Annotated in this window: 22 protein-coding genes; 16 read left to right on the forward strand and 6 right to left on the reverse strand. The window is 38.1% G+C overall.

Features of this window, described 5'->3' with window-relative positions; translation table 11 throughout:
* Positions 1-51: 51 nt before the first annotated feature.
* Positions 52-696: a cysteine hydrolase family protein gene (locus LC419_RS14425; protein ID WP_223608023.1), complete on the reverse strand. Its 645-nt coding sequence runs from the start codon at positions 694-696 to the stop codon at positions 52-54.
* A gap of 221 nt (positions 697-917) precedes the next feature.
* On the opposite strand from LC419_RS14425, the gene LC419_RS14430 reads away from it, so the two are divergent.
* The 6 genes from LC419_RS14430 to LC419_RS14455 all read left to right on the forward strand — a co-directional run bounded on the left by LC419_RS14430 (position 918) and on the right by LC419_RS14455 (position 8119).
* Positions 918-3464 (forward strand): DNA translocase FtsK, encoded by a 2547-nt coding sequence (locus LC419_RS14430; RefSeq protein WP_223608024.1) that lies wholly within the window; start codon positions 918-920, stop codon positions 3462-3464.
* A 24-nt stretch (positions 3465-3488) separates the two neighbouring features.
* Positions 3489-3950: a hypothetical protein gene (locus LC419_RS14435; protein WP_223608025.1), complete on the forward strand. Its 462-nt coding sequence runs from the start codon at positions 3489-3491 to the stop codon at positions 3948-3950.
* Between the two features lie 158 nt (positions 3951-4108).
* The gene (locus LC419_RS14440) at positions 4109-4756 is read left to right on the forward strand and encodes an outer membrane lipoprotein carrier protein LolA (RefSeq protein ID WP_223608026.1); all 648 of its coding nucleotides are present in this window, start codon (positions 4109-4111) and stop codon (positions 4754-4756) included.
* A gap of 133 nt (positions 4757-4889) precedes the next feature.
* Entirely contained in the window at positions 4890-6344 is a 1455-nt protein-coding gene (locus LC419_RS14445; RefSeq protein WP_223608027.1) for an LptF/LptG family permease, read from the forward strand.
* Between the two features lie 139 nt (positions 6345-6483).
* Positions 6484-7275: a hypothetical protein gene (locus LC419_RS14450; protein WP_223608028.1), complete on the forward strand. Its 792-nt coding sequence runs from the start codon at positions 6484-6486 to the stop codon at positions 7273-7275.
* Between the two features lie 199 nt (positions 7276-7474).
* Complete coding sequence (locus LC419_RS14455; RefSeq protein ID WP_223608029.1) at positions 7475-8119, forward strand: hypothetical protein; 645 nt, start codon at positions 7475-7477, stop codon at positions 8117-8119.
* A gap of 51 nt (positions 8120-8170) precedes the next feature.
* Here the strand turns inward: LC419_RS14455 and frr are convergent, their stop codons facing one another.
* Entirely contained in the window at positions 8171-8725 is a 555-nt protein-coding gene (frr, locus tag LC419_RS14460; protein ID WP_223608030.1) for a ribosome recycling factor, read from the reverse strand.
* A gap of 138 nt (positions 8726-8863) precedes the next feature.
* Positions 8864-9571: a UMP kinase gene (gene pyrH, locus LC419_RS14465; RefSeq protein ID WP_047453289.1), complete on the reverse strand. Its 708-nt coding sequence runs from the start codon at positions 9569-9571 to the stop codon at positions 8864-8866.
* 166 nt (positions 9572-9737) lie between these two features.
* Between pyrH and porQ the strand changes: the two genes are divergently transcribed.
* The 5 genes from porQ (at position 9738) to LC419_RS14490 (ending at position 12824) form a co-directional block, all read left to right on the forward strand.
* The gene (gene porQ / locus LC419_RS14470; protein ID WP_223608031.1) at positions 9738-10730 is read left to right on the forward strand and encodes a type IX secretion system protein PorQ; all 993 of its coding nucleotides are present in this window, start codon (positions 9738-9740) and stop codon (positions 10728-10730) included.
* 83 nt (positions 10731-10813) lie between these two features.
* A complete protein-coding gene (gene cmk / locus LC419_RS14475; RefSeq protein WP_223608032.1) occupies positions 10814-11488 on the forward strand; it encodes a (d)CMP kinase in 675 nt (224 codons plus the stop codon).
* Between the two features lie 96 nt (positions 11489-11584).
* The gene (locus LC419_RS14480) at positions 11585-11935 is read left to right on the forward strand and encodes a YtxH domain-containing protein (RefSeq protein ID WP_034707904.1); all 351 of its coding nucleotides are present in this window, start codon (positions 11585-11587) and stop codon (positions 11933-11935) included.
* 79 nt (positions 11936-12014) lie between these two features.
* On the forward strand, positions 12015-12323 hold the full coding sequence (locus tag LC419_RS14485) for a phage holin family protein (RefSeq protein ID WP_034727818.1): 309 nt from the start codon (positions 12015-12017) through the stop codon (positions 12321-12323).
* A gap of 3 nt (positions 12324-12326) precedes the next feature.
* Positions 12327-12824, forward strand: coding sequence for a phosphoribosyl-ATP pyrophosphatase (locus LC419_RS14490; protein ID WP_223608033.1), 498 nt, complete (start codon positions 12327-12329; stop codon positions 12822-12824).
* Between the two features lie 95 nt (positions 12825-12919).
* Here the strand turns inward: LC419_RS14490 and LC419_RS14495 are convergent, their stop codons facing one another.
* Positions 12920-13645: an RNA methyltransferase gene (locus LC419_RS14495; protein WP_223608034.1), complete on the reverse strand. Its 726-nt coding sequence runs from the start codon at positions 13643-13645 to the stop codon at positions 12920-12922.
* Between LC419_RS14495 and LC419_RS14500 the strand changes: the two genes are divergently transcribed.
* Positions 13631-16243 carry a BamA/TamA family outer membrane protein gene (locus LC419_RS14500; protein ID WP_223608035.1) on the forward strand — a complete coding sequence of 871 codons (2613 nt, stop codon included), beginning with the start codon at positions 13631-13633 and terminating at the stop codon, positions 16241-16243. The two genes, LC419_RS14495 and LC419_RS14500, sit on opposite strands and share 15 nt — an antisense overlap.
* Here LC419_RS14500 and LC419_RS14505 read toward each other — a convergent pair.
* Both LC419_RS14505 and LC419_RS14510 read right to left on the reverse strand, forming a co-directional pair.
* Complete coding sequence (locus LC419_RS14505) at positions 16240-16857, reverse strand: vancomycin high temperature exclusion protein (RefSeq protein WP_223608036.1); 618 nt, start codon at positions 16855-16857, stop codon at positions 16240-16242. The genes LC419_RS14500 and LC419_RS14505 overlap by 4 nt on opposite strands.
* Positions 16854-17978: a ferredoxin--NADP reductase gene (locus LC419_RS14510; protein ID WP_223608037.1), complete on the reverse strand. Its 1125-nt coding sequence runs from the start codon at positions 17976-17978 to the stop codon at positions 16854-16856. Before LC419_RS14510 ends, LC419_RS14505 begins: the two co-directional genes overlap by 4 nt.
* Before the next feature lie 32 nt (positions 17979-18010).
* On the opposite strand from LC419_RS14510, the gene LC419_RS14515 reads away from it, so the two are divergent.
* From LC419_RS14515 to LC419_RS14530, 4 genes are all read left to right on the forward strand, one after another.
* On the forward strand, positions 18011-18574 hold the full coding sequence (locus tag LC419_RS14515; protein WP_223608038.1) for a TlpA disulfide reductase family protein: 564 nt from the start codon (positions 18011-18013) through the stop codon (positions 18572-18574).
* Between the two features lie 23 nt (positions 18575-18597).
* A complete protein-coding gene (locus LC419_RS14520) occupies positions 18598-19569 on the forward strand; it encodes an iron ABC transporter permease (protein ID WP_223608039.1) in 972 nt (323 codons plus the stop codon).
* Between the two features lie 482 nt (positions 19570-20051).
* On the forward strand, positions 20052-20975 hold the full coding sequence (locus LC419_RS14525; RefSeq protein ID WP_223608040.1) for an ABC transporter ATP-binding protein: 924 nt from the start codon (positions 20052-20054) through the stop codon (positions 20973-20975).
* Positions 20976-21140: 165 nt separating this feature from the next.
* Positions 21141-21593, forward strand: a complete 453-nt coding sequence (locus LC419_RS14530; RefSeq protein ID WP_034727924.1) for a MarR family winged helix-turn-helix transcriptional regulator — start codon at positions 21141-21143, stop codon at positions 21591-21593.
* Positions 21594-21625: the final 32 nt, after the last annotated feature.

Raw genomic sequence — 21625 nt, forward strand, 5'->3', positions numbered from 1 at the left:
AAGATACCCATATTTACAGATATCTTTATGAATAGATGTATGGATTTACAATTATTTCCCACTCAAAAAGGCTGCGGTATTAACAATCTCAGCGTATAGATTTCCTAATGCCGACATTCCGGCAAGAAAAGATTTTTGTACTTCAGGTGCTTTTATGACCTCACCGTTCAGTTCTCTGTCTCTGGTGGCCGTCGCATCTCCGATAACGGTATTCTTCAAACCAAAATCAAAGGCTGCTCTGACAGTAGAATCCACACAGACATCTGTCATCATTCCAGTGATGACAAGGTTTTTGATTCCGCTTTTCTCTAAATACTCTGAAAGACCTGTCTCTCTGAAGCTATTTGGAAAATGTTTGATGATTATTTTCTCATTGCTTTTAGGGGAAACCAGTGAATTAATTTCAGCACCTGAAGTATCTGGAAGAAAAAATCCGGCACCGTCATTCGTTGCTATATGTTTGATGTGAATGACCGGAAGATTGTTTTTTCTGAAATAGTCCAATATCTTCTTTGCATTGTTTGCAGCCGGTGCTGCTCCGGCCAGTTCCATTTTTCCTGCCGGGAAATAATCATTCTGTATATCGATGATTAATAAGGCTGTGTTTTCCATGTTTCTTTTTTGTTGAGCATTAATAGATAATAATGAAAATAAAGTAAGACATAATGCCAGCGTACTTTTGAACAAATTTTTCATGTTTTTGTTGTTTTAAAAATTTATGGAACAAAATTAGTTGAGCTGTAATTGCTGGCATTTGAACTAGTTCAAAAAACACCTGAGGTATTAGATTTTAATGAAAAAAAATATCTCAAAAACGCTGTGTAATTTTAAAAAATAAACCTAAATTACGCTATCTTTTGAACAAAAAAAGATTCTATTAATGTTGAAAAAACATTAAATTTGCCCACATTGATATTATGGATAAAAAGACACAGACAAAACCGACTGAATCGCCTGATAAAGGCAAAATCTTATCTAAACCCCGCATATTTTTCGGGCTTACCTTCATCCTTTTTTCCGTCGTTCTGACCCTTTCGTTCGTCTCTTATCTGATGAACTGGAAAGCGGACCAGAGCCAGGCAGGAACTATGACAGACAAAACAATACAATCTTCAAATGTCTTTGGGAAAGTAGGCGACTGGCTGGGGAATATTTTTATATTCGAAAGCATAGGAATAGCCTCATTTATTATCGCCTTCTTATTTTTGGTGGTGGGTACTTTAATTCTTAAAAAAAGAACCTTCAAACCATGGAAAACCATCGGCCATTCTCTGTTTTTTATCTGCTGGCTGCCTATCTTTATGGGAGCAGTCACTAAAGGACAGGGCGTTTTGGGAGGTGTGTACGGATACCAGATTATGGATTATCTTAACGCCATTATCGGATCTGTAGGACTTTGGGTAGTTTTGGCTGCCAGCATTCTTTTATATTTTATTCTGGAATTCAATCTTCGTCCAAGCTCTATTAAATCTAAACTGGACAAGATCAATGACAATACAATCGGCAGAGTAAAATCTATGATGCCAAGCTCGGAGGAAAACTTTGAGGCTGATGAAGAACTTGAAGAGGAAGCTCCGGAGACCGTTTCCAATGTTACCGTTACAGATCTTTCCAATAAAACGAAAGCGAAAGAACAGGAACCCGTAAGTGTCCCGAAAGGATTTCCTGAAGTTCAGCCTTCAACGGATATAGAAACTATTGTAACGCCTAACCATACTTCTTTTGAGGAAGAGGAAAAACCTGTCAGTTTAAATCTGAACACCAAACCTTCTGTTCCAACATCAACTCCGGAACAGGCATTTGATATAACACCGGTAAGTCCGGCTATCAGTCCGGTTCCTCCTGCTTCAATGCCTGCTCAGGATAATATTAAATTCAATGTAGAAGTAGCTCCAGTCATTGATGTGCTTGATGATTCGGATAAAAAATCACAGGAACTGATAGAAAAACACGGTCTGTATGATCACAAGCTTGATCTGGCCGGATTCCAGATGCCAACCGTAGAACTACTGAAGGATTATGGTAATGAAGAAATCTCGATCAATAAAGAGGAATTAGAAGAAAACAAAAATAAAATTGTAGGCCTTTTAAAGAACTTCAACGTAGGTATTTCCGAGATCAAAGCCACGATAGGGCCAACCGTTACTCTATACGAAATTGTTCCGGAAGCTGGAATCAGGGTATCTGCCATTAAAAAGCTTCAGGATGACATCGCGCTGAATCTGTCTGCTCTTGGGATCAGAATTATCGCCCCGATGCCTGGAAAAGGAACCATCGGGATTGAGGTTCCGAGAAAAAATCCCACCATGGTTTCTATGCGTTCTGTGATCGCTTCTCATAAGTTTCAGAATACGGATATGGATCTTCCGGTGGTTTTCGGAAAAACGATTTCCAACGAAGTCTTTATGGCCGATCTTGCGAAAATGCCTCACTTACTGATGGCTGGTGCTACGGGACAGGGTAAATCTGTCGGGATCAATGCAATTCTTACTTCCCTTCTTTACAAAAAACATCCGAGCGAACTGAAATTCGTCATGGTGGATCCTAAGAAGGTAGAACTATCACTGTATTCAAAAATTGAAAGGCATTATCTGGCTAAACTTCCGGATGCCGAAGAGGCCATCATCACAGATACCAATAAAGTGATCAATACCCTGAACTCTCTTTGTATAGAGATGGACACGAGATATGATCTTCTTAAAAATGCATTCTGTAAAAACTTAAAAGAATACAACAAGAAATTCACAGAGCGAAAACTAAATCCTGAGAACGGACACCGTTTTCTTCCTTATATCGTATTGGTTGTAGACGAGTTTGCAGACCTTATCATGACGGCAGGAAAAGAGGTTGAACTTCCAATCGCCAGACTTGCACAGCTTGCAAGAGCCGTAGGAATTCACCTGATTGTGGCTACACAGAGACCTTCCGTCAATGTAATTACAGGGATGATCAAAGCCAACTTCCCGGCAAGGGCTGCCTTCAGAGTAATTTCCAGCGTGGATTCAAGAACGATCCTGGATTCTCCGGGTGCAGATCAGTTGATTGGTAAAGGAGATATGCTTTATTTCAATGGAAACGAGATTTTAAGACTTCAATGTGCTTTCGTAGATACACCGGAAGTGGAAAGACTGGCAGAATATATCGGTGAACAAAAAGGATATTCATCTGCATTCTTACTTCCTGAATTTGTTTCTGAAGATTCCACAAGTACAGTGGGTGCTTTTGACCCGAATGAAAAAGATGCCTTATTTGAAGAAGCGGCAAGAATTATCGTTTCTACACAACAGGGTTCTACTTCGATGCTACAGAGACAGCTGAAATTAGGTTACAACAGAGCAGGGAGAATCATGGACCAACTTGAGGCAACCGGTATTGTAGGTGGATTTAACGGAGCAAAAGCTAGAGAAGTAATCATCAGTGATCTTCATTCTCTGGAGCAATTCTTAGAAGATTTAAGAAACTAATACATCACAAAAACAAATACCACCATGAAAATAACTACAAAAAACATCATTAAAATAGGTCTTTTTGCCTCAGTACTTACCTTATCCTCATGTGCCTTAAAATCAATTCCCAGTGATTACAGCACTGTAAAATTAGAGACTGTGGACACCAGCACTCTTGGAAACGGTAAAGTACTTATTTATAATGGTGCGGGAATTCTGCATTCAATAGACAATACGGCAAGGCTGAACATATGGATCGACAATAAATCACTGGGACAGATCAGACCCAAAGAGTATCTGATCATTGATTTAGCCAAAGGAAAATATGAATTCACAGCACTGCATATAGACATGGTGAATATGAGAAGCAAACATCAGGTGGAAATTGACGAAAATACAAAAGTAATCAATATTGAACCTACCATCACTTCAAATAGATTAACCGTTACGAATACCCTTCCGAACAACTTCGAAAAGTATGTCTACCGAGCGGACAGAAAATAATTGAAAAACTGTGGTCTGTACATAGTAACAAAAGAAAGGTTGGGAACCGAACTTTATTAATGGAACAGTTTTTGGAAGATTTGCAGAGTCAAAGGGAAAAATGCTTTACAGAGTGAATCGCGAAGCATTAGAATGTTTAAAGTATATTAAATAAAAAAATGAAAAATATTATTTCAAAAGTTATAGTCGGAAGTTTTGTTATCGGAGCTGTAGGATTCGTCCCGGCACAGAAAATTGATGCGAAAGCTAAAAAGATTCTGGATGACATCACGGCCAACTACAAGTCTAAAAAGAATTCTTATTTCAAGTTTTCTTTCGGGACCGGCCTGAACGGACAGGTGACGAAAACAGAACCGGGTATTTATTATTCTGCAGGAGATAAATATAAACTGAAGATTATGGATACAGAACAGATCTTCGACGGAAGCAAAATCTACAACATCAATGCAGATGATATGGAAGTAACCGTTGCAAAACCTAACGGAAGCAGCAGCATGTTCTCCCCTATCAACTATCTTTCTACATACAGAAATGATTACAATGTAACCTACAACGGAAAGAAAAATGTAAACGGCGTGAATGCAGATTTCATTAAACTGACTCCTGTAAAATCCAATGGAATTCAATACGTATACATTTTTGTAGATTCAGCCAAGAAACAAATGGTAAAACTTGAGCAGCACGGAAACAACAAAGATGTAGCCGTAATTGCCATCAAAGAATATAAGGAAAACCAGGAACTGGACCCTAATATGTTTGTTTTTGACAAAAATAAGTTCAAAAATTACGTAATCACCGAACTTTAAAAAAGTGAAATAGAGAAAGGGTTGATGGACAAATTCGCATATTCACCTTTCATCTTTTTGCTGTTAAATAAAAAGTAATAAAAATTATACAAGCCACAAGTAAACTTTGTGGCTTTTTGATTAATTTTGGCGCATGTTAAAAATACTAGACCGATATATCATAAAAACCTTCTTTGGACCGTTTTTCTTTATATTCAGCGTTTTGTTTTTCATCTTTATTGTAAACATTATCTGGGTTCAGCTGGGGCAGTTCATGGGAAAAGGATTAAGCTACTGGCAGATCCTGAAACTTCTTTTTTACCTTGGGGTAAGTGTGATCAGTATGGTACTTCCGCTTACGATTCTTTTGGCGAGTATCATGTCCTTCGGTGAATTCGGAGAACGGTATGAGCTCGCAGCGATGAAGGCGGCAGGAATTTCTCTAACAAGAGTCATGGCACCTTTGATGGGAGTAGCTACCGTACTGGCAGTCATGCTCTTCTTTTTCTCCAATAACATCATTCCGGATTTCCAGAAAAAAGCCAAGAATATGCTTTTCAATATTGCACAGACCAAGCCTGCCCTAAATTTTACGCCGGGACAGTTCATCGACCAGATTCCGGGTTATATGGTGAAATTTGACAAGATTTACGGAGAGAATGGAGAAAGTATCGAAGGGGTTTTTGTACACAGAAAAGCCAGCACTTATGAAAACCAGCAGTCTATTGTAGCGGAAAAAGGAAAATTCGTTCCTGCCGCCAACAAGAACTTCCTGAAGCTGGAGTTGTATAATGGGTATGTATTTGAAGACAATTTCGCCGGTAAAAATGAAAATGTAAGGCTGAAACAGCCGGATCAGGCCATCAAATTTGACACTTTGGTTTCACACTTTGACATCAGTGAGATCATCAACAAAGCTATTGAAAAGGAACAGATCACGGATGACTACCGTTTTCAAACATATGGTCAGCTTAATGCCACCGTTGCTAAAAGTAAGAAAGACAATAATGACTTTTTCACCTCCATAAGCTCCGATGTACTAAGCCAGACCAATTCTGTGGTGACCTATATGGACAAGAACAAATCTAAGGCAGTGGCCAAACAGCAGGTAAAACTGGATACGGTAAAAGGGGAAAAGAAACTGCAGATCATCTATAACTCCTATAGTAGACTGGAAAATCTGAAAACAACGGCCGAAGGAAAAAAGAATGAATTCAGCTCCAATATAAAATACTTCAGTAAAGTAGTGATTTACCAGCAGAGAATTATATCATATTCTGTAACGTGTATCATCTTCTTCCTGATTGGGGCTAGTTTGGGATCCATCATCAGAAAAGGAGGAATGGGACTTCCGGTGATCATTGCGATTATCATTTTCATTGTTTTCTACGTGATGAATCTGGGTATTGAGAATGTTGCATGGGGAGGCGGAATGAGTCCTTATTTAGCGGCATGGCTTCCGAACCTGATCCTTCTTCCGTTTGGAATATGGATGACGTATAAAGCCCTTACCGACTCACAGCTGTTTGATGCTGAGAAGTACAAAGCTTTGTTTAAACCAATCGTTAAGAGGTTCTCAAAGAATAAGGAACATAAGAGATATCAGTAATTCTTGTATTTAAAGATTTAAAGATGATCAGACCCGGAGTTTTCCGGGTCTTTTTATTTGAAGTTGTGGTATGTTATGGCGTTTTGTACTCAGTGATAAAAAGCTATATTTACAAAAAATTGTTAAAAACGATAATTACATGAAGAAAGTATTACTATTGAGCTTGTTCACATTGATTTCTTTCAACGCTTATGCACAGGAAGACAACACTGATTACGAATTGAGAACCGATGAAAAATACGGTTATATCATTGACAAAGGCGGAAAAAAGATCGAAGGAATCGTACGACTGAACGGAGATGCCATGAACCCATGGAGCAACCAGAAAAAGGTAAAATTCGTTGCCGTAGCTGACATAGACAAATCTAAAAAGAAACAGAAATTCAAAACTCTTGATCCGGATGACATCAAGGAATATGTAGCCATTGATGAGAACAATGAGGAAAGACGTTTTGAGATGATCAAATACACCAATACCAAAGAAGGTTTCAACACAGCAACCGGAGGTTTAAGCGGTAATATCAAAGCCTTTAACAACCTTACCAAAAGCACCCAGTTTGCAGAGGTGGTAACGGATGGCAAGATCAAGGTTTACAAACTGTACGGCTACCCTACTACTTTCTCTGCCGGCGGTCAGATCGCGGTGGCTGAAAAGGAAACGGAAAGAATGAGAAATTCTCCATCTTATATTTATTCCAAAAAAGGAGGAAAAATAGAGGAACTTACTTTGGCCAAAGCAAAAATCATCATTGCAGACTGCAGCTATGCAAAGGGTAAGCTGACCAGCGGTTCTTACGCTTCTCTTAAAAATGACGAAAAGAAAAGATCAGGACTTGGAAGACTGATCAAAAGCCAGATCGATGATGTGATGTCCAATGTTCCGCAAATTGTAGAAGAGGTGATCACGGATTACAACGAAAACTGTAAATAAAATCTCCATTTATACGATACAAAAAGGTTCAGAGTTTCTGGATCTTTTTTGTATTTAACACCAAATAATTTTATATTGTATCATAGGAAAACACCAATCTGTTATCTGTCGCTTTATTCAAATCTCGGACAGAGAATGGTATTCAAAAAAAGATTGTGCAGATAATTTTGTAATTTTATAGCTCACCAAAAACTATGATATGAGAACCGTGTTCCTCGCCGCCGGACTGGCTTTGATTGTTTCATGTAAAAATGACAAGGACAAAACGACTCTTCAGACGCCGGTTCCCAAAGACACCCTTATCGCAAAAAAGGATTCCGGACAGCTTAAAGCCACAAAGGATCCTATAGAAGAGATTAAAAGTGAATACAGCAGTCTCCGGAAACAGCTTGAATCTAAAAAACTGACATCCAAAGGTTTTACCTACAACTGCAACGACGAAAGATCGGGGAAAGTGACTTACTATTCTGATCAGAAAGAAATCAGAATCATTGAGCATTCCTACGATGAATACAGTCATTTCGGCTCAACGGAACAGTTTTTTATCAAAGATGGAAATATTTTCTTCATTTTCAAAGAAGATACAGGATGGAATTTTGACGGAGGTACCCCGGAAAAACCCATCACAAAAGACGATATCACGGAAAGCCGCATCTATTTCCAAAATAACAAACCTATCAAGTGTCTTGAAAAACAGTATTCCATAAGGTCCAATGCGACTGAGAAACCTTCTCCTGACAAAATTTCAAGTAAGGAAACCCAATGCAATACGAATGAACTGATGAAAACCTACGAGTCTTTGCTGAGAAACGAGGATAAAAAGGGAGAAATAAAATGTCTGTAAAACAAAAAGAGGTTTCCTGTGAAACCTCTTTTTTATATTTAAATCTGAAAATTATACTTTCATAATTTCAGCCTCTTTCGTCTTAAGGTGCTCATCGCAAAGCTTTACATATTTGTCAGTAAAGCCCTGGATTTCATCTTCCACGCCTTTTACTACATCTTCAGAAACACCTTCCAGTTTTTTAAGCTCTTTCAAACCGTCCTGTCTTGCATTTCTTACTGTTATTTTTGTATTTTCAGCTTCTACTTTAGCCTGTTTCGCCAATTCCCTTCTTCTCTCCTCTGTTAAAGGCGGAACGTTAAGAATGATATTTTCCCCGTTATTAGAAGGTGCAAAACCAAGGTTTGAATTGATGATCGCTTTTTCAATAGCACCGATAGCCGTTCTGTCCCAAGGTTGAATAGAGATGGTCATGGCATCCGGTACAGAAACATTCGCAACCTGGTTAATAGGAGTGGCTGCTCCGTAATATTCTACCATTACATCCTGAACCATTGACGCAGAAGCACGCCCTGCTCTAATTCTTTGAAACGCATGATCCAAGTGCTTTATAGCGCCATCCATGTCCTGCTTTACAGATTCTAATATAAGATCTAATTCTTCCATTATATATTTAAAATTTGATAAGTTACACATTTTTATAAATGATGATTGATAAATAATGGGTAATGAATAATAAGCAATGAGTAATCTCTGAATCTTTAAATCTTCAGATTACTACACTTAAAATCTACTACCTGCTCCCTATAAATCCACTAAAGTGCCTACATTTTCTCCTTCCACAATCTTCAGTAAATTTCCGTCTTTATTCATGTCGAATACGATGATCGGCAATTTATTTTCGTGGCTTAATGTAAAGGCAGTCATATCCATTACTTTAAGGTTTTTAGCATATACCTCGTCGAATGATAATGAGTTGTATTTTACAGCATCTGCATTTTTTTCAGGATCGCTGTCGTAGATTCCGTCTACTCTGGTTCCTTTTAAGATCACATCTGCCCCGATTTCTATAGCTCTCAAAGTAGCTGCCGTATCCGTTGTAAAATATGGGTTTCCGGTTCCGGCCCCAAAGATTACTACTCTTCCTTTTTCAAGGTGTCTTACAGCTCTTCTTTTGATGAAAGGCTCAGCTACCTTATCCATTTCAATGGCAGACTGGAGTCTGGTTTTGATTCCAGCATCTTCAAGGGCTCCCTGAAGCGCCATTCCGTTGATTACTGTTGCCAGCATTCCCATATAATCTCCCTGCACTCTGTCCATTCCTTTTGCAGCCCCTGCTACTCCACGGAAAATGTTTCCTCCTCCAATAACGATTGCTACTTCGCAGCCTTTTTCTACAACGGTTTTGATTTCAGCTGCATATTCCTGCAGTCTTTCATTGTCTATACCATATTGTCTGTTCCCCATTAAGGCCTCACCACTCAGTTTCAGAAGGATTCTTTTATATTTCATCTTTAATTTTTAATAAGCTTTACCGGAGTAATTTTCTCCGAAATTTGATTTTGCAAATATAATCATTAAAAATATTGAAAAAAGAAAAATATTTACGTAGAAATAATGTCAGAAATATTTTGATAAGTACGAAAAAGGATTATTTTTGCATTAATTATAAATTGAATTGAAGAAAATTGTCATTTTTTCATTATTTCTGTCAGGAATTGTTTCTTATGCGCAAACAGGAACAAATGTTTATACTTTCTTAAACATTCCTGTATCTGCCCGACAGGCTGCCTTAGGTGGCGATGCAATTTCCATCAGAGACCATGATGTTTCCTTTGCTATTGCAAACCCGTCCCTCTTAAACAGAGATTCAGACAAGCAGCTTTCAGTGAATGCCGCCACTTATCTTGCCGACTCTAAATATGGTACCATTGGCTATGCCAGAGATTTCGACAACGGGCACATGGCCACTGTGAATGCCAGATATATGACCTACGGAAGTATTCCCAGAACCGACGAAAGCGGTGAGCAAAACGGGGATTTCAAAGCTTCTGACGTCGCTATCGGTGCAGGCTATGCATACCAGTTTGAAGAAGACTGGACCATTGGTGGAGGCATCAATTTCATCACTTCAAAAATTGACAACTATACTTCTTCTGCAGTCTCCGGAACCGCAGGAATCACCTACCATAACAAAAAGAACAAAGAAGTTCTTTCCCTTGTCCTGAGAAATTTCGGTTTTCAGCTGAAATCTTTTAACGGAACCAGAGAAAATCTTCCGTTCAGGGTAGATATGGGCTATACCAGAATTCTAAAAGCCATACCGCTTGCCATTACCATTACCGCTCATGATCTTCAGCAGTTTGACATTTCGCAGGAATATAACGTAAACGGGCAGGAAGTAGGCTTCGGAAGAAAACTGGCAGACCACTTTTCGGTGGGAGCAGAACTTTTCCCTGAAAAAGGCTTTAATATAAGGCTCGGATATAATGCGAAAAGAGGAAATGAACTTGCCGTGGCAGATCAGAGAAACTTTTCAGGGCTTTCAGGAGGATTCGGAATTAAATTAAGAAGATTCCGTATAGACTACGCTCATATCCGTTACCACAACTCTTCCAATGTGAACCAGATAGGAGTTTCTATGGACCTTAGCAGCCATGCAGGAGAGTAATTCCAAAAAGAATCTTTAAGAATAATAAAGAATTTTTTTCTGCGTTCTCTTGATTTTTTAAAAAAATTCTTGAAATTTGCGGTATGAAAAAACCTGTAATAGCTATCGATGGGTACTCGTCTACCGGAAAAAGTTCAATCTCTAAAGTTATTGCCGATAAACTGGGTCTTATACATCTGGATACCGGCGCGCTTTACAGGGGAGTTACGTGGTTTGCCCTACAGAACTGTATGCACGGAAGTGACTCCATAAATCTTCAGGAACTCTTCTCTTCCTTAGACCAGATCGAACTTGAATTCAGGAACGATGACGGCGAACTGATTCTTTATCTCAACCATATTGATATTTCCAAGCAGATCCGTACCAACGAAGTTTCCGACAATGTAAGTATTGTGGCCAAACAGAAGGAAGTAAGAGATTTCCTGCTCCATTCACAACGCTCCCTGGCAGAAAAAGGCGGCATTATTATGGACGGACGTGACATAGGGACAGTAGTTCTGCCAAATGCGGACTATAAATTCTTTCTTACTGCCAGTATCGACGAAAGAACCAACAGAAGGTATTTTGAATTGGCAGGCTTGGGAATTCAGGCGGACAGAGAGCAGGTAAAACAAAACCTTATAGATCGCGACAAGATCGACAGTGAAAGGGAAATCGCCCCATTAAAGCAGGCTGAAGATGCCATCGTTATCGACAATACAGCGCTTACAAAAGAGGAAACCATAGATCTGATTCTATCTCACATTAAAAAGATTTAACAATTTTTAATAGGCACCCTACCCCCTTTGGTATACAAATTGTACATTTTGACCCAGTAAAAACTAATATTTATTAACTATTAAAAAAGCTTAAAAATGTCTAAAAACGGAAAAAATACAGCAGGTATATTGGCAGGACTTCTAGCAGGTGCTGCAGCAGGTGTAATCTTAGGAATGCTTTATGCGCCTGAAGAAGGCAAAGAAACAAGAAAAAAAATCAAAGATAAAGCAGGTGACCTAAAGGACCAGGCTAAAAACAAATACGGCGAGGTTTCTGAAAAAGTAAAAGATCAGTATAGCAATATCTCTTCTACTTTCAAAGAAACAGCTAACAGTGTAGCCCATACGGTAAAAGACGGATATGATAAATACAAAGATCAGATTGTTTCAAAAACTGCAGATGTAGTAAAGGATGTAGAAGCAGAACTGAATGATCTTAAAAAATAAATAGTTTATTTTTTGAGTAAATTATGGGAAGGAACTTTTTGTGTGAAAGTTCCTTTTTTTGTAACTTTAAAAAAAAACAATGATAGAGACTATTAAAGAATATGCATCAAAGAGAATAGATCTTCTGAAAATTGAAGCTACTGAAAAATCATCTCTTTCTGCAGGGCTCATTACCTACTTTGTAGTGCTGCTAGTTGCTTTTACTTTTTTTATTATCCTTTTTAATTTCGGAATTGCATTTCTTATCGGTAAAGCGTTGGATAATACATCTTACGGATTCCTGATTGTTGCTGGATTCTATGTTATAGTAATGGCATTTATTATTGCTTTTAAAAATAAGCTTGTCAATATGGTCGCAGATCAGGTTATTAAATTTTTAAATCATTAAGCTATGGGCAGAAAATACGAAAGCATCGAAGAACTGAGAAGAAAGAAAAAACTGCTCCAGGGTGAAATCAGTGATCTTGAAAACTTACTCACCTTTAAAAACACAAAAGAGAGCCTGAGTGCATTCACCAATGGCCTTACAGACCAGTATTTACAAGAGAAAGTAGACGAAGACGGTGATGAAAAAGTAGTTCTGCGAAAAGATGTTATTGCCAGACAGCTGACTTCAGAAGTCAAAGATATGTTCATCAATAAGAATACGGCAGTAGGCATTGCGAGTACAGCCTTAGGCGGTAATGTGACAGACAGCCTGATCAAGCTGGGCATTACCGCTGTTGTAGGAAACTATGCCAAAAAAAACATGAAAAGCCCAAACTGGAAGAAAAAACTTCTCGGCGCCGCCATGATCTATCTCGCACCTATTGCCCTGAAATATGTCAGAAAGAAACTGGAAGTCTATCAAAAGAATAAAAGTGTTTCGAGTCTGGAACAGTTGATATAGAAATCAATAAGATATCACATTTCAGATACCAGATTTCAGATATATAAGTCAGTAATCAATATATCACATAATATTTAAAGTCTGAAATCTGATATCTATTTAGAAAACAACTGCCCCAAAATAATTCCCGCCGCCATAGAAACATTTAAGCTTTCTGTGGACTGAGATTTTCCGAATCTTGGAATGGTGATGCATTGGTTAAGGAGCTTCTCTGTTTCCGGCCGCATTCCGTTTCCTTCATTTCCGAGAATAAGATTCAATTTTTTCGGTTTTTCGAAAGTATAAATATTTTCTCCTTCCATATCGGTTCCGATATTCATATTCTCCGTTTTCGAAAGATATTCAACAAGATCTGTATACATGACATTTACCCTTATAAAAGAGCCCATCGTGGCCTGAATCACTTTGGGATTATAAACAGCCACTGTATCTTCGCTGCAGATAATCTGTTCTATTCCAAACCAGTCGGCCAGTCGGATAATGGTTCCCAGATTACCGGGATCCTGAATACCGTCCAGTACCAATTGAACATCCCTATCTTCCATTTTTTCATCTTCAGGCAGATAACAGACTGCTACAGAATCTTTAGGCGTTTTAAGGAAGCTGATTTTTTTCAGCTCATTTTCAGTGATCTGAATAATGGGCACATCAGTACGGTCCAGTTTTTGCGGATCGGTAGAAAATATTTCTTTAACTTTAAAATTAGATTGAGGAAGTTCACAAATGATTTTATTACCTTCAACCAAAAACAAATTGTATTTTTGTCTGAACTTCTTTTTATCTAAAGACTGTAAAATTTTTATTGTATGAGCTGTAAGCATTATAAGAATTCTCCTCAAAAATATTATAAAATTATCTCATTTGCAACATTTGTTGGTCTCCTTTATGCCTGCAGTACAACAAAAAAAGTTCCGGACGGTGAATATCTGCTTACTAAGAACACTTTTGAGTTTGAAGACAAGAAAGAATCCATCGATGAAGAACTGAAGGATTATGTTCAGCAGAAGCCCAATAAAAAGCAGCTTCTGTTCGTTCCGCTGACTCTGGGGTTTTATAATATGGCCAATCCTAAATATGATACGCTACTAAACGAATACATGACGTATCCTGATGAAATGAGAAATCAGAAACTGCGAGATTCACTTTTCCTTAAATACAATATGAAAAGCAGTGTAGGAAAAACGCTGTTTCTGGACCGTCTGCTTCACAGCTGGGGAACGCCACCGGTGATTCTGGATCAGACCAGAAGTGAAAAAAGTACGGAATCTATTGAAAAAAGGCTTGTATACAGAGGTTTTTGGGATGCTGACGTGCACGTTAAACATTCTATTGATTCAGCGTCAAAAAAAGCAGCCGTTAATTATTTCGTCAAACATAATGATCCTACCTTTATCAAGGATTACTACTATAATATTACCGATCCTACCGTAAAAGGTCTTTACTGGCAAAAACTGGATAAGAGTCTGGTAAGATCCGGACAGAGACTTGATCAGACCGTCCTTGAGAAAGAAGTAACAAGAATTACTGATCTGATGCGTGAAAACGGATATTACAGATTTAACAGTTCCAATGAAGAGGTTTATTTCGTGGCAGATTCTCTGAAAAGCAGAAAACAGGTTCCTCTTACGCTGGAGATTCATAAAGATTCTGCAGATCATCCTTATAAAGTGGCCACCATAGGCAATATAGATGTTGCCATTGTGAATGAGGCGAGTGATTTTCCCAAACATACCATTAAGGACAGTTTAAGAAGAATCAGGTTCCATAAGATGGACAACAGCTATAAAACGTCTTCCCTTTGGAGAGCAGTGATCGTGGACAGCAAGAAAGTCTACGACCAGAAAAATCTTGACCTTACGAAAAGAAATTTCATTGCGATGAACAACTTCAGTATTCTGAAGGCCAGAGATTCTTTAAGAAGAGGCGGAGGAACTTCTCCTAATGACAGTATTGTAGACGTTCTTTATTTATTGAAACCCCTTCCGAAATATGAACTCAAAGTGGGAACGGATATCAACTACTCTCAGCTTTTAAATCTTGGGATATCTCCTTCTGTGGATCTTACAACCAGAAATGTTTTCAAAGGAGCAGAAAACCTTTCGACCAGCATTTCCGGGACATTCGGTTCCATAAGAAGTACGAAAAACATTGATAAAAAAGAGCTCGCTTACGAAATTTCAGCGCAGGCTTCCCTTAATTTCCCGAGACTTCTTCTTCCGTTCGATTATTATAAGCTTCTTCCGAAAAGATATACACCTACTTCTTCTATTCTTTTGGGAGCATCGGTACAGAATAATATCGGTTTAGGAAGGGTGAACTTTAATACGGGACTGAATTATCAGGCCAATGTCAATGATCAGGTATCACACAGATTGACCCTTTTCAATACCCAGATCAGTCTTACAAAAAACAAAGATGCCTATTACGATTATTTTGCCAATGATGAAATTATAAGAAAAGATGTATTCAGAAGCTACTTTGACACTCAGCCATCATCACAACTTGAAGACCAGTATAATTCCGGTCAGTTAACCATCGATTATATTTCGAGACAAATCATTAATGATACCAGTTATCCGGGGACACTTGATCAGAAAGGACTGGACCTTCTGACCGCATTCAAGGGAACTGTTGTAAATAAAGACAGACAGACACAGGATATCATCATTTCTTCTATGATCTATAATTTCGTATATAGTGAGATTGGTAAGAAAGATTATCCGAACGCCTTTTATTTTAACGGAAAAGTAGAACTTGCCGGAAATATCTTAAGCATATTCAACCAAAAAAGAGATGCAGGAGGTGTTGTGGCAAGTCCTCAGAGAACAATCTTCGGAATTCCTTATGCTCAGTTTGTAAAATTTGATATCGATACCAGAAAATACTTTAAATTCAATGGGAACCAGACGCTGGTTTTACGTCAGTTTGTGGGTGTGGGTGTTCCTTATGGGAATTCTAAGGACATGCCTGTTATCAAGTCTTATTTCAACGGTGGATCCAATGACATCAGAGCGTGGGTTGCATTTGGAGGACTGGGCCCATCAGACTCTCAGGTTGACGAAAGAGTGCGTACCTACATGACCAATAACCTAAAACTAACAACGAATATTGAATACAGGGTTCCGTTTAATGAAATGTATGAAGGTGCTGTATTTACCGATATAGGAAACACCTGGAGCATTAGAAAACCCGGCGGGGATAATAGTTATGGAGATGAGTTTAAATTCAATAAATTCTTAGGACAGATGGGAATAGGAAGTGGATTTGGATTAAGGGTAAATGTGGCTTATATCACACTCAGAGTTGATCTTGCCTACAAAATCTATGATCCGAATAAACCTGAAGGAGAACGATGGAGATTTAATAATTTCCAACCCTTCAAACCTACCCTGAATATCGCATTCGGATACCCTTTCTAATCCGGAGAAATTCCCAATATGAAATAGACTACAGCAATCACTCTGGCGAGGATCTCACGGAACTGATTTCTGTAGTAGCTTTCAGGCTTGGAAACATCCTGAGCATCAAATCCCAGTGCATTCATATTATTATTCCTTGCAAAAAATAAGGCCCGAAGATTATGAAATCCCTGTGATACAATGATCACGTCTTTCTTTTTATAGACGTCTTTACAGCGCAGAATGCTTTTATAGGTATTAAATCCTTTCGGATCTTCGACAATAATATCTCCCGGAACCCCTTCCTGATTGACCAGATAGTTCTTCATGGCAGCCGGCTCATTATACCCTTTACTTTTTTCGCCGCTTACAATGATCTTTTTGATTTTTCCATGATGATATAAAAGTGCGGCAGCATCCATTCTTTTTGTAAAATACGGATTGGAAAGACCGGATCTCATCTTGGGAGAAGTTCCCAGCACCAAAGCGATTTCACGAGGCGGAATTTTTGAGATTTTGGTATAGGTACGGCCATTGGTAAGCCCGAAAACCCAGGCATTACACAGACATATCACCAGAATTCCTATTTCTACTGATATAAAACTTAAGTTAAATATGTTCCTGATAACTCTCAACTAAGGTCAAAGTTAAGCTTTATTTTCTTACTTTTTATAATAGACATACACGCTAATATTTTTCCCTGGGCCTCTTCTTTTTCCGTCAGATATTCATTTTCAAGAAGTTCCACTTCCCCTTCTTCAAGGTAGCATTCACAGCTTCCACAGATCCCGGACTTACATGAATAAGGCACCGGAAAATTCTGAATTAAAAGCTGTTGAAGAATCTTCTCTTTGTTGTCCGGAAGATGAGTTTCATACTCTTTTCCAAGCATTTTGAACGCTACTTCCACGTTTTCAATCAGAGGAAACTCCTTTTCTAAAGGATAAATATCGTCATTATATTCTTCAAAAAGCTCAAAATGGATATTCTTTTTTGGAATTCCATGGTGATAGCACGCATTAGCCAGCGATTTTATCATTTCTCCTTTACCACAAATAAGTACTTCATCTACTGCATCCCAGATGGTAGATTCTTCGTCTGTATCATCCAGATGGAGAATCTGATTGATGATTAAATTCAGCTTTTTTTCATCCAGTCTTCCATAGAAAAACTGGTCGGCTGTTTTCTCCTTTGAAAAAAAGTAAAAAATCTGAAGTCTGTCACCATGCATTCTGGCAAGATGATCCAATTGTTCTCTGTAAATAACTTCTTCCGAGCTTTTGTTTCCAAAAAACAAAAATAATCTGGTGCGCGGTTCTGTATGGAGAATGTTTTTAAAATGGCTCAGGACCGGAGTAATTCCAATACCCGCAGCAAATGCGACAATCGTCCTGAACTCGCTTGGTTTGGAGACCAGCGTAAATCTTCCGGAAGGCTCTCCTACCATCAGTTTATCTCCGACATTATAATTCCTGAACAGCTCTGAAGTAGCTCCTTCAGAAGAATTCACCTTGATTCCAAGACAGATTTTCTTTTCATATGGCGCTGATGTCATGGAATAATCGTTAATCACTTCCTCTCCACGGGCCATAAATTTGATACTGACAAACTGCCCCGCTTCAAACTTGAAATTCTCCTGTAAATTCTCTGTAATATCGAATTCCAGAGAAAAAGTATTTTTGGTAAGTTGTACCTTTTTCGCTATTTTTAACGGATGAAACTGTATCAGTTTCCCTTTATAGATTTGTTGTTCCATACTTCAATTCAAAAATAGTCAAAAAATAATTTATGAAGAAGATAATTTTATCCACGCTTATTCTTACTGCTCTTTACAGTTGCAAAAAAGAAGGCCAGAAAATGGAGGATACAGCTGTGGCAGATTCAGTTTCCATAACAGACCATACGGCTTCTGCAGGGGATGCCTCATATACATCAAAAGAACTATCTCCTGAGAATCTTGGAAAATATTTAGCTCAAAAAAATGACACTTTATACGTTACCAACTTCTTTGCAACCTGGTGTGGACCGTGTATGAGAGAAATTCCTCATTTTAAAAACAAAATGGAGGAGTTAAAAGGAAAGCCGGTAAAATTTACGTTCATTAACCTTGATGACAAATCTGAGTGGAACAGCTCTGTAAAAAGATTTGCCATGGAAAATAACCTTGCGCCCCATATTATTCTTTTAGATGGCCAGAAACTGGATCAGACCTTCTTTACCACGAATTTCAAGCAGTGGGACGGCGGTTCAATTCCTTTTACCTACTTGAGAAAAGGTGATAAAACCGATGAATATCTGGGTATGATGACCGAAGAAGTATTGAATTCCAAAGTCGAAGCACTTTTAAAATAAAACATCCAGATGCTTTCTGAATAATGTCAAAAAAATTTAAGATCCTGTGTTTACTGCTGACGACCGCCATTATTCTTGCTGCGGTCATCAATCTGAACACAGGATTTTTAAGTTTAAACCTTCAGGATTTTTTTCAGGATTCTGACCAAAGCCAGATTGCTGAGATCCGTATCAACCGGGTTTTGGTTATGTTGCTAGCCGGAATTTCAATTCCAACTTCAGGTTTTCTGATGCAGGAATATTTTCAAAATCCGCTGGCCGGTCCGGATATTCTTGGAATTACCTCTGTAGCCAGTTTATCCGTAGCCTTTTACATTTTCTTTTCCCAGGATTTTCTGATTCCGGAATTTCTGCAGAACAGCTTCCTCAGTCTTTCAGCCATCTCAGGAAGTCTTGTACTGATGCTGGTTCTTCTTTCCATGTCGAATAAATTTCAGGACAAGTCTTATCTCATTATATTCGGATTTCTTGTTTCTGCATTTGCCGGAGCCGTAGTTTCTTTATTACAGTTCTATGCAGAGAATCAAAGTCTTAAGAATTATATTTTATGGTCTTTCGGGGCTAATAATATGGTGACCAGAAACCAGATTTATGTATTATCTATCCTGGTTTTTGTCGGAATGTTTTTCTGTTTTAAAACCATAAAACCATTGATCGGAAATTCACTGGGAACATCCTACGCACAGAGTTTGGGAGTTAATCTCAATCAGCTGAAGATCCTGATTATCGCAGCCTCTTCCCTGCTTTCGGCTTCCATTACGGCATTTTTGGGGCCTATTCTATTTATTGGGATCATTGTTCCGCATTTTTGCAGATTGATCTACAATCCGTCCAAACTATGGCAGCAATGGATTCTGAATATGTTTCTTGGCATGCTCATGATGATGCTCTTCTCGGTAGTTGCAGAAAAAACACAGATTCCTTTAAATGTGATAAGCTCTGTATTTGGAATCCCGGTGATTTTGTTGATGCTTTTGAAGCAGAATAAGGTGTAAAAGGTGAATGAGTGAATAGTGAATGGTGTATTTTTTAAACCGCAAATAAGATCTGTGTAATCTAAAAAAATCTGCGGGAATTTTTTATTTGTTCGCTGATTTTGCTGATGAAGCAGATTTAGAGAAAATTTATAATTTATATGCTTGATCAAATAGACTGTTCTAAATTTGTGATTGAATGAATATAACGAATATTAAGATAAACCAGAAACAGTTAATTATTGCAAATATACTCCAGTTTGTAATAAGCTTTGCATTCATGAGACTTTCTGACATATTTCGTTTGGATAAAGACCTCCACTGGATTTATACATTTGGACACTGCTGGTACCTGATGGCATCTTTACCCTCATTCTTTTGGGGATCACTCATTTTAGGAGGCTACACCCTATGGAAAATTAAAACAAATAAAATCCCATACCTGTTTTTCAGTCTTTTTCCTCTTTTACTGTATTTAATAATTATCTTTTTTGTCACTTAATATGCATCTAGAAATCAGACAAGCCAACATAGGCTACGACAAAACCTTAATTTCAAATGCTCATGCAGATCTGAAACTGGGTGACGTATGCCTTCTGATTGGAAATAATGGGGTTGGAAAAACTACGCTGATCAAATCTATTTTGCATCAGATATCTCTTCTAAGCGGAGACATTTTAATTCATCAGAAAAATATAAAAGATCTTTCCGTAAAAGAAATTGCTGAAAATATTGCCGTTGTTTTTTCTAAATCAAATGTTCCACAGCATTATACCGTTGAAGACCTGATTTCATTAGGGAAATACATTTATTATCCTTTTTATTTTGAACTTAAGAAAGAAGACCGAGAAGAAGTTTCTGACATCATCGATGAGTTGGACCTCAGACAACACAAATATACTCTTCTTAAAAACCTGTCGGACGGAAATCTTCAGAAAGCATTCATCGGACGTGCTATTACCCAGAATTCTCCGGTTATTATTCTGGATGAGCCCACCACCCATCTGGATGAGAAAAACAAGCTTATCATCTTAAAAACACTCCGCAGGCTGGCTAAAGAACAGGATAAAATCATCTTGTTTTCTTCCCACGACTGGCGACTGGCCAAAGAGTTTGCTGACAAAATCTGGTATGTAAAGGATAACCAGCTTTTCACAGGACTTGTAGAAGATGTATTGCTTCAGCATGACGAATTGACCAATGTATCATTATTTCAGGTGAATGATCATTTTGTTCCGCCTTCCATTCAGGCCCCGCAGGTTCACAAAGAAATGCTCTATTCTCTGTTGCAGAAAAATTTCGAAAAAGACCTTTCAGGCCTGCATTTTGAGTATAAGGACGGTTTTTGGGATATTCTCACCAACACCACCAAGCAGCAATATGAATCTTTCGAAGAAATAGTGAATTCCGTTAAAAACATTCACTAATACTACGTTTCCGTTAAATATTTCACATACTATGCATGCATAGTATTATGCTAATCATACAATTTAACCCGTTTACTATCAGCTTATTAACAAAATTTAACGTTAATAAATACTATGCATGCATAATATTTACTAAATTTGGGTAACACCATTCGTACATAAATGATGGATAATAATAAAGAAAAAATAGAAAACGTAGATTTAGTTTTAAAACAGACCTGGCTGGCTGTTTCTAAAATGTACACAGAACTTGCTCAAGAGCATGATTCTACCGCTGTACAGGCCCTCACTCTTCTTAAAATTGATCCCAAGGAAGGCACCCGAAGTACCAACTTAGGTCCTAAAATGGCGATCGAGCCCACCTCGCTGACAAGAATCATCAAGCTTCTTGAAGACAACGGATACATCTATAAGGAAAAGACCACTGCCGATAAAAGGGAAGTGATTATTAAACTTACGGATAAAGGTTTGAATTCAAGGAATATGTCAAAAGAAGTGGTTGTCAATTTTAACAAGAAAGTGATGGAGAAGATTGCCCCTGAGAAAATTGAAACCTTCAAGGAGGTCATGTCCGAAATCATGAAAATTGCAAACGAATTACTAAATAACAGAAAATAAATTGTAGGAAATCCATATGGTAACCTATGGTT

The organism is Chryseobacterium sp. OSA05B, assembly GCF_019970065.1.
GTDB lineage: Bacteria > Bacteroidota > Bacteroidia > Flavobacteriales > Weeksellaceae > Chryseobacterium.